Source organism: Amycolatopsis sp. NPDC051045 (genome assembly GCF_040682955.1).
Taxonomy (GTDB): Bacteria; Actinomycetota; Actinomycetes; order Mycobacteriales; family Pseudonocardiaceae; genus Amycolatopsis.
This window is the reverse complement of the sequence record NZ_JBFBCC010000058.1, coordinates 1-9338: the sequence shown is the minus strand read 5'-3', so window position 1 is coordinate 9338 and position 9338 is coordinate 1. Positions and strand designations below refer to the sequence as shown.

General features: G+C 68.3%; 8 protein-coding genes. All 8 read left to right on the top strand.

The window, feature by feature from the left end:
• Positions 1-362 precede the first annotated feature (362 nt).
• The 8 genes from AB0M80_RS44025 to AB0M80_RS43990 all read left to right on the top strand — a co-directional run bounded on the left by AB0M80_RS44025 (position 363) and on the right by AB0M80_RS43990 (position 9293).
• Positions 363-1178, top strand: a complete 816-nt coding sequence (locus AB0M80_RS44025) for a hypothetical protein (protein ID WP_364576510.1) — start codon at positions 363-365, stop codon at positions 1176-1178.
• Positions 1175-3097 (top strand): sigma factor-like helix-turn-helix DNA-binding protein, encoded by a 1923-nt coding sequence (locus AB0M80_RS44020; RefSeq protein WP_364576509.1) that lies wholly within the window; start codon positions 1175-1177, stop codon positions 3095-3097. The genes AB0M80_RS44025 and AB0M80_RS44020 overlap by 4 nt, the downstream gene beginning before the upstream one ends.
• 225 nt (positions 3098-3322) lie before the next feature.
• The gene (locus tag AB0M80_RS44015; RefSeq protein WP_364576508.1) at positions 3323-3484 is read left to right on the top strand and encodes a hypothetical protein; all 162 of its coding nucleotides are present in this window, start codon (positions 3323-3325) and stop codon (positions 3482-3484) included.
• 1276 nt (positions 3485-4760) lie between these two features.
• Positions 4761-5144, top strand: a complete 384-nt coding sequence (locus tag AB0M80_RS44010; RefSeq protein ID WP_364576507.1) for a hypothetical protein — start codon at positions 4761-4763, stop codon at positions 5142-5144.
• Between the two features lie 102 nt (positions 5145-5246).
• Positions 5247-6140: a conjugal transfer protein gene (locus AB0M80_RS44005; protein ID WP_364576506.1), complete on the top strand. Its 894-nt coding sequence runs from the start codon at positions 5247-5249 to the stop codon at positions 6138-6140.
• A 17-nt stretch (positions 6141-6157) separates the two neighbouring features.
• On the top strand, positions 6158-6397 hold the full coding sequence (locus AB0M80_RS44000) for a hypothetical protein (RefSeq protein WP_013229063.1): 240 nt from the start codon (positions 6158-6160) through the stop codon (positions 6395-6397).
• Complete coding sequence (locus AB0M80_RS43995) at positions 6394-6852, top strand: hypothetical protein (RefSeq protein ID WP_364576505.1); 459 nt, start codon at positions 6394-6396, stop codon at positions 6850-6852. The genes AB0M80_RS44000 and AB0M80_RS43995 overlap by 4 nt, the downstream gene beginning before the upstream one ends.
• 11 nt (positions 6853-6863) lie before the next feature.
• Positions 6864-9293 carry an ATP-binding protein gene (locus tag AB0M80_RS43990; RefSeq protein WP_364576504.1) on the top strand — a complete coding sequence of 810 codons (2430 nt, stop codon included), beginning with the start codon at positions 6864-6866 and terminating at the stop codon, positions 9291-9293.
• Positions 9294-9338: the final 45 nt, after the last annotated feature.

Here is a 9338-nt window from a genome sequence, read left to right as displayed (position 1 = left end):
CCACAACGGCTCCGGACACCACTTCTCCACATCGCTCATCGTTGATCAACAATATCGCCTACCCCACAACACCCCCAAACGAGATGCGGTCTTAGCAGCGGGGGCGGGTTGGGAGATGGCTTCGGCATCGGGACTCCGGGACGATGGCGGGCGGTTGTCTCGACGGCTTGTTATGCCGCGGGGAGTCAAAGAATCACGCCTGACCTTCGTAGAAGCTGCTTTGAGGATTCTCGGGGGATGCGTAACTCCGTGGGAAGCTGCGGCATAGGACGGACCGTCGAGGAACGCAACCGTAGGGATCGCGTTGGCGATCGGCGTAGGCCACTGAACGGACGTCATACCCATCGGGAAAGGTAGGAATGATGCAGGGTCGCCGGGCACGCGCGGACGGCACGCCCGATGACGATGCGAACGCAGCGCTTACAACACCAAACCAAGACCGCGATCTCGCTGAGCTTGAAGCCGACGACGACGGCATTCAACGCGCGGCCGAGTTCCTTGAACGTCGACGACATGATCTTGCGCTACGCAATGAACTCGCCGCAGAGAATTTCGATGGCCCGGTGTGGGACCGCTTCGTCGAGGAGTTGGCCCGTTACGGCCACGCCGTGATGTTGGCGTGGCTACGTACCGGTGAGATCTTCGCCCACTGCAGCAGGACGGACCGCCCGATCGGCGCCGTCCCGTTGACGTGGTCCGACGAAGATAGGATCGACTTGGCTACCGACGCGGTCGTCAGTGCCATCAAGACATTCAGGAAGAACGCGCTTGTCGGGGGCGGCTGGACCCCAGAGGGCGGCGCCTCACTGCGAACCTACTTCATCGGCGCCTGTGTGCTGGTCTTTCCAGCCATCTACCGCAGTTGGAAGACCCAACACGAGAAGCAGCGGCGTTGCCCGGCGGTCGGTACCAGCTCGGACCTCGAGGATGTTGGGACGGTGCTGGCTCAGCGAGCGAATGAACCAGATGACGTCGCGATAGTGTGGCGGCAGATCGCCGACGGTCTACAAGCCTTGCCCGACGACCGAACGCGAACGGCCCTAGCAGCCTCGACCATGGGCTACACCTACGTCGAGATCGCCGATCTGCTCAGTGTAGACACCGAGGTCAGCCGCGGCACGGTCGCGCAGATCCTTCTTCGCCATCGCCGTCGACTCGAGAACGGAGCCAGTGCATGAAGAACCTGATGCGCCTCCTCGCTGGCATCGACGAGCTGATCGAGAAGTCGTCCTTCGGGACTCCCGGGGCGCGGAGCATGCGTGACCGCACTTCCAGTGACCTAGCCGAGGCCATCATCGAGCGCGTAGCGGACCCCGCCGGCGTCCCGGACGCCCTAGTCGCCGCTCCCGACGGACAGACCACGATGCTTCAGCTCGAAGGGCAGCTGGCTGGTCAGGCAAAGGCTGGTCTGCGCAGCCTGACCATCGACGACCTCATTGGCTCGGCGGTTGCCGGCGAATCGAAAGCCATCGGCGAACTGGTCAATCGGGTAGTCGGTCCAGTCACGGTCTACTGCCGCGCCCGGCTCGGGACGAAAAACTCTCGGGCCGAGGACCTCTTGCAGGACGTCTGCATCCGAGCACTGATGATCCTGCCGGAGTTCACCGGCTCTGGCGACGACTTCCTCCGCAGCATTTTCCAGGTTGCCGAGGCCGAGGTCGACGCCGCTGCGAACCTCGTGAGCCCACCGCGCGGCGATCCTGCCGTGCGAGTGGTCAACGCCCTGCCACCGCTGGACCGGACCGTGATCGTGTTGCGGGCCGCAGCTGGCCTCACCTCCGCCGACGTGGCCACAATCCTCGCGATCACGCCGGACAGGGTGCGGCATGTGCAGCATCGCGCCCTCGTCCGCCTCCGAGAGGCCTTCCGGACCGAACAGAACGACCTGAACGCCGCAGACGGTCTGGCGAAGAACTACGACGACAATGTTGCGCAGACTCTATCGCGCCACGTGACCGGCCAATCTCAGAACGCCCAACCCCTCACTGCCACGCCTGCGTTCAAGGAGGTCGTGCACTCTGTCACCGTCGGCGAGCGGACCATGGCCATGGCCAGCGTGTCGGCGGCTGCTGTAAATCACTTCTCCACCGCGGACCTCTGGCTGGACAGTCCCCACAATCGAGATCCCATGACATACGAGGACGAGTTGCTACGCGACCTCGCCACGTTGCGGCGCGGACGGGGATTGGAAGGCGAACAGCTGCGCGGCCGTCTCGGTCCGCTCATTCACGGCTGGTGCGGAATCCACGAGTCGACGAACGACCGGGAAGCGCGGCGGGTGCTGCGCGACGCGATCTCCAGCGCGATCGCCGAGTTCCCCGCCGACGACCGGCTCGCGGTCAACGTCGCCCTAGGCATCGCCCCCGGCACGCAGCACGCGGCACTCAGCGACCGCGTCGGCGTCCTCGCGGATCGGCTGCGCGTTTCCGAACGCACTGCACGGCGGCGGATCGACCGGTCTTTCGCCCGCCTAGCCGCTGAGATCGAGGCCAGCGCGAGGCCCGGCGACGCGGCATCGAACCCGGATCCGGGCTGGTTCGTCAAGCGGCTCAACGTCCTCGTGCGGCTGGACACCGCCGAGCCGGAGCTGATCGAGGAACGGTTGATTGTCGCGACTCGCGACGGGCTGAGCCGGATCTCCGCTCAGTTCACCGTCCCCCGCCCCGACGAAGGCGACGACGGCGAGCGGCAGGTGGCCGTCGACGCCCAGCACGGTGTCCGGATCACCGACGCCGAGCGAATGGGGCAGCGGCACTTTCGTTGGCTGCTTGACCTGCCACGCCCCCTGGCGCAGGGCGAGACACACACATACTCTCTGGCCTTCCGGGTACGGGACGGGGCGCCCATCCGGCCGTCATACATATTCGTGCCGCTGATGACGTGCGAGTCGCTCAGCGTGCGGGTCCGTTTCGACCCTCGGCGACCGCCGGAAATGGTGTGGGGGGTGGATCGGGTGCAGCCCTCCGTGCTCGCTGACCCTTCCCCGCCGGGCCCGCCGCTGGCGCTGGACGGTGCGTGTGAGGTGGCGCAGGAGTTCGCTGGCCCTCAGCAGGGGTATGCCTACGGGCTCCGGTGGCTGAACCACGACGTTCGGTGACGTGGCACTGCAGGCGTTCCCCAAAGAGCCGGATTTCGCGGCGGTCGAACGGCGGACTCGGCGGCCGTCGCCAGCTCGGCGGTCGCGGAGCAGGTGTTGCCGCCTGCCCCAGCGAGATTGGTGAGAATTGCGCGGTCGCCCGCAGGTTGAGTTGCCGCTGAGCGTGGCCCGACCAGCAACGCGCTATCCGCGGCATGACCGGATGTTCCTCTGCGCAAGACGTTCGTGCCGGGGCGTCGATGCACGCACGGCGAAGGCGCCGCGATCATCGGCGGGCTGTTCCACGTCAGCGGCGCTTCAGCGCTGACCGCCCTCATCTCGGCCGGAGCCGCGTTCACTGCGATCACCGGCCTTGGCATCAAGATGATCGAGTTCCTCGCCCCATGAGGACCGTCACGCGCCGACGCCAAGGTGATTTGATCTCTCTCGGCGGGAAACTGCATGGTCGTGCGGGGCAGCGCTCGCCACGGACGGCGAGCGAGGATCGCGACATCCAGGACAACATCAACTGGATCGGGCCGCTCGGCAGCGCTGGCCGTCCACAGTCACCTCAGAGGTCCGGCCGATCGGCTTCCTGATCACAGTGGCGAGGGCCACGCCAGCTTCCCGGCTGCCGCGACCGGGTCACCCTAACCAGCCGCCTTCGTCGCTTGATGATCACAAACGAGGGAGCATTTATACTCCATCAACGGTGACGATCGACGTCGATTGACGCCGAATCAGGGCATGAGCGAATGCAACCATCCCGGCTAGATCGACTGATGTCGACCCACGTCTAGAACCTCCAATTAACCGGAGGGTTCTTGGTTCGAGTCCAAGCGGGGGAGCAGAGGCCCAGGTCAACAACCTGGGCCTTCTTCGCGTCTGGGGTCGGGGGGCGATCTAGGCGACCTGCGTAAGCACCGCGATTACGGCCGTGGCTCCGAGGCCAAGCCGATCCACTGAACCCGGCCTGAACGCCCGACATAAGCGCGATAAAGGCTGGCCAGAGCCGTTCGACGTCAATGGCATGGACACAGCCGAGAATCCGGAGGTCGCCGCGATGCCCGAGGACTGCGACTGTAGCTCGTTCGGGTGAATCAGGCTTGCTCCTGGGTGAGGGCAAGGTCATGGCCCAGGAACGGCGCGAACGCCTGGTCGAACGCTTGCTCGGATCTTGTTATCCGAGCGAAGGAGCCGGCCATGGCTAGCCGATCCATTGTGAACAGCCCGTTGACGATGCTGCAGGCCCAGTTCCGGCAGCTCCGCGTTGTGGCACGATTCGATCAGGTCCTATGTAGGTGGGCCGCCGAGTACCCCGCCTTGTCGGCGATCACGTGTCACCGGGGGCTGGTCGACGTCTTGACCACCCGCGACTACGCCCGCCACGACGAGCTGCTGCATGCCCTCTTGGTGCGGGCGGCGTCGCCAGGCGGCGGCGGAGTCACGGCGACCGAGATGGTGGTGAACGCGATGCTGCCGGCTGTACCCGGCATCGTCGGTCGCGTCGTTCGTGTGGCGCGAGCGGCGGGAAGCACGGTCGGGGTCCGACGCGGCGTGACCGGCGGTGGCGTCTCAGCCTCGGAAGAAAGCCGCGACATTTCAGGCGGTCGTGATCGGGCACCTGTGGGAGCAGACCCGCTGCTACCCGCTGCGGCGCCGGCAGCGCGTCGCGGCGAACCTCATGCGGGAGACCCAGCGCGCCGCGCAGCGCGACTTCGGCGTCGACCACGGCCAGGCCGCCGCGGACATCGTCAGCATCGACGACGACGAGATGCACCGGCCGATGGCGGCCGCGCTGGCGGAGATGGACGCTTCGGAGGAGCTGCTCGAGTTGCTGTCGTGGGCGGTGGAGGAAAGCCGGCTCGATGACCACTCGGCCGCCATCCTGATCACCCGCTATTTCGGTGACCCGGTGGGCCGCGACGGCGTGGCCACCGATCGCCAGATCGGCACGTTGATCGGGCTGAGCCAGCCGACGATTACCCGTCACCGCCGCCGCGCGTTCGAACAGCTGGCCGAAGCCGCGGCGGAGTATCCGGGTCGCGACCTTCCCAGGGCCGGCTGAATCACACCGGGGTCCAGGACTGCGTGCCTTCGAACAACAACCGGAACTGGCGGAGGAGGTCGTGTCGTGCTTGGTCGTCGCGGCCGAACCAGCAGAGGAGTGTTGGCCGAGCTGTTGCCGGACGCGGAGGCGGAGTCGGCGATTCGAGGTGCGACTCGCCGGGCCGGTCGGGTGGCGGCGTGGCTGGCCGTGCTGGCCGGCCCGCTGCTGACCATCGCTGGACTGGTCGTTCTCCAGCCAGCGGGTGCGCCGTCGATGCGGGACGGCGGCGCACCCGCGCCCTCCGTTACTCCGGAGGGCTGGGCGGAGATGTACGTGCGCTCCTGGCTCTCGGTGACCCGAGACGATCCGGCCGGACTGGAGGCCTTCTACCCGCCGGGGATGAAGTCGCAGCGAGCGGCCGGCACCCAGGTCCCGGTCGACACCGCGGTCGTCTCGGCGACTTCGCCGACGCCGGGGGTGTGGTCGGTCGTCGTGGTCGCCGACGTGCTGGTGCTGCAGCCGGACGGCAAGCGCGCGGCGTCGCTGCTGTGTGCCCAGGTCGCGCTGGCCGGGACCGGCGACACCTACGTTGCCACCTCGCTGCCCTCACCGGTTGCTTGCCCCGGCACGCTCGGCGCCGCCGCGCTCGCCTACGACGAGGTCGCCGATCCGGCTGGGCCGATCGGGCAGTCGGTCACGGGGTTTCTGGCCGCCTACCTGGCGGGGCAAGGCCAGCTCGATCGGTTCGTCAGCCCGGGAGCAAGCCTCGGCCTGCCGAAGCCAGCACCGTTCGCCGCGGTGCAGTTGGCCGAGGTGCGGACGCACGAAAAGTTCGAGCCGGGGCAAGCCGCCCGGCCGCCCGACGGCACTGCCGTCCGCAGCCTTGTGCGTGCCTCGGCCTGGGACGCCACCGGGCAGAGCACCCCAGTCGACTACGCGCTGACCCTCGTCGCACGGGCCGGCCGGTGGGAGATCAACCGCATCGATCCGGCGCCGCTGATCGCGGGCCGCTGAGGCCGAGGAGAACTCCAATGATCGTGCTCGCCGCGGACGTGAAGTCCTGGATCGACACCAACCTCGCCTGGGGAGATCAGTCCGTCCGGCGGCTGATCCTGCTCGCGGCCATCGTCGGAGGGATCGGGCTGCTGATCGGCACGCGCGGGAACTTCACACGGGCGATCAAGTACGGGGTGATCGCGGCGATCTTCCTGGGGATCCTGCTCAACCTCGACGCGGTCGCTGGCATGTTCGGCGCCTGGTTCACGCATTGACCGCGCAGAAGAGCCGCGGCGATGTCCTGGTCGGCCGCTCCTACACCCGCTCTCGCCGGTTCCCGCGGATGTTCGGGCGGATGCCCGGCCGCGACGGCGGCTACTTGCCCGGTGGCCCGTACACCGTGACCCAGGGCGCGTTGTTCCTGGTCCTGCTGGTCGTGGTGTGGAAGCTGCCGCTGCTGGACTGGCTCGGCCCGGCTCGTTGGGGGTTGCCGCTGTCGGCGGTGTTCCTCCGGCGCGCGCGGATCGAGTCGCGCACTCCGCTCGGCTGGCTGGTGGGCCTCGGCGCGCATCTCCTCGCGCCGACGTCCGGCACTCTCGGCCGCCGCGCGTATCGGCCTGCGCGACCTGAGCGGACCCGCGCCGCGCTCTACGTGCATCCTCGCGACGAGCTCGAGGAACCGTCGGTGTCGTCGCTGCAGCTGGTTTTGGCCCAGGCTCGGGCGCGGTGATGGACAGCCCGGTGACCGACGTGGCGGGGAATCTGCTGTTCTGCGTCGACGGCTCGACCTGGGCGGTGTGGCGGGTGCTGCCGCACGAGAGCGCCCGCTCCGCGGGGCGGCAGCTGCGGGAACTTTATGACCGCACCGTGACGCTGATGAAGTCGCTGCGGGGCGAGGTGATGATCGCGTCGCTGTGCGAGCAGGTCCAGGCCCACGCGATCGTGCAGCGCTGCCTCGACGGCATCGACCTGGACGCCAACCCGCACTGGGCTGAGACTGTCCACAACGCCTGGGACCAGCTCGACACTCTCGATGTCCTCGGCCGCAGCTACTGGCTCGCCAAGCCGCTGGCTGGGCGTGGCTGGAGAGAGTCGGCCCAGGCCATGCTCCGGGCGACGAGTGCAGCGCTCGCCGAACAGCTCGGTCTCCCGGCCCGGCCGGCGTCGGTTGCCGCGGTCGCGGTCGGTCGGGAGCGGGCTCGGGTCGCGGCGCAGGAGCTCGGCGGTTCCGTCCCGCTGCGGCCGGCGACGGAGGCCGAGCTGCTGTGGTGGCTGTGCCGCGCTCCGGTTCGCGGCGTCGACGAGCCCCAGCTCGACCGCACGACCGCGGTGCACAACACGGGTGTCACGGTGCGGCGAGGGAGCGGGCGTGCGCGGCTGACGGTGCTGCGCTCGTGCGTGTTCGACGAAGGCGGTCGCACCGACTCGGTCGAGGACCGGGCGGGCTGGGGGCCGCTGGGGCTGTTGAACCGCCGGTTCGTCAAGTGTGTGACCCCGCGCGACGATGGCGCCGTCACCAGCTACCAGGCGTACCTCGTCCTGGCCGAGATGCCCCGGGCTTTCACCTTTCCCGGGCACGAGATCCTCGCCCGGCTCGCCGACATCGGCTTCGGCGTCGACTACGCGCTGCGGATCACCGCCCGATCCAACGAGGAGGCCCGCGCGGCCAACCGTCGTCGGACCCGGGACCTGATGAGTCAGGACGAGGAGCACGCCGGCGACACCGCCGGGGTCCCGGCGGATGTGGTCTCAGCGCAGGAGGAGATCCAGCACAAGAACGCTCGCCTCGGTGCCAGCTCCACCGAGATCGACCTGGAAGTCGGCGTCGTCGTCGGTGTCTGGGGCGCCACCGGCCAGGAGGCCGACGCGCGTGCCAAGGCGCTGCGGCAGGCGTTCCTGGGCGGGGAGTACCGGTGGGAGCGGCCGCTGGGCGGGCAGCGGCAGCTGTACCAGGCCATGCTCCCGGGCAGCCGGACACCGATGGTGGTGCGCGAGTGCAGCCAGAATCTCCTCGCCACCGACGCGGCGATGCTGCTGCCGGTGTCGGCGACGGATTTCGGTGATCCTGCCGGCGCGCTGTTCGGGTTGACCGTTGACGGCGGTGCTATCGCTCCGTTCCTGCTCGATCCGACCTACGGGCCGACCCACGACTCCTCCGGCGGCATCGCCGTGATCGGCGAGCTCGGCGCTGGCAAGTCGGTCGTGCTGAAGAACGTCGCTGCGGTCGTCCGGCTGATGCTCGACGGGCGGGTGATCGTCATCGACCGCACCCGTAGCCGGGAATGGACACCGGTCGCCGCCGCGCTGCCCGGTGACGCGCAGATCGTCGACATCATCGACCCCAGCCTCGACGACCGACCCGCCGCGGCCGAGCTGCGACACTCCTGCGATCCGCTGCGGGTCTTCCGCAGCGCGAGCAAGTCGAGCACCGGGATCGCCGAGACGTTCTTCGCGTCCTGGCTCGACCTGGAGTCCAACTCCGCCGAACGGGACGCACTCGGCCGGGGACTCGATGACGTCAGCGGTCACCCGGACGCCTCCAGCAATCGGCTTGTCGACACGCTCCGGCGACACGGCGGACGGGACCCCGCGGCTCGGGCGCTCGCCGATCGGCTCGAGCGGCTGCGGCGTGACCCGATCACCCGACCGATCTTCGATCCGGAACTGACGCCGGTTGACCTCTTCGGCGCCGACATGGTCGTGTTCTGCACCAACGAGATCCCCCTACCGAGCGCGCTGGAGATGAGCAACGAACGGATGGCCGCCCGGATCCCGCCGCGCAAGCTCTTCGGTCGCGCGTTCCACCTGCTTATCGCTGCGATCGCCAAGGAGATCTGCTTTACGCCCGGTCGGTGGGGTGAGTTCATCTGCGACGAGGCATACAACGTCACCGGCACCCCCGAGGGCCAGCAGATCGCGCTCGAGTTCGTCCGCGACGGCCGCAAGCACGGCGCCGACGCCGCCTTCGGCTCGCACGCCCCGCAAGACCTGGGTGATGACGTCCTGCGGGGGCTGATCGCCGTGCGGTTCCTCGGCCGCCACCGCGACAACGGCCTTGCCCGCAGCGGCCTGGCGTGGCTTGGCGTCGACCCGGCCGATGCCCGCTACCACGAGATCGTCACTAAGACCGCATCTCGTTTGGGGGTGTTGTGGGGTAGGCGATATTGTTGATCAACGATGAGCGATGTGGAGAAGTGGTGTCCGGAGCCGTTGTGG

What these genes read in the sequence shown, in the direction of transcription:
- AB0M80_RS44020 (WP_364576509.1), top strand. Translation starts at nt 1,175, where the DNA reads ATGAAGAACCTGATGCGCCTCCTCGCTGGCATCGACGAGCTGATCGAG.
- AB0M80_RS44000 (WP_013229063.1), top strand. Translation starts at nt 6,158, where the DNA reads ATGATCGTGCTCGCCGCGGACGTGAAGTCCTGGATCGACACCAACCTC.
- AB0M80_RS44025 (WP_364576510.1), top strand. Translation starts at nt 363, where the DNA reads ATGCAGGGTCGCCGGGCACGCGCGGACGGCACGCCCGATGACGATGCG.
- AB0M80_RS44010 (WP_364576507.1), top strand. Translation starts at nt 4,761, where the DNA reads ATGCGGGAGACCCAGCGCGCCGCGCAGCGCGACTTCGGCGTCGACCAC.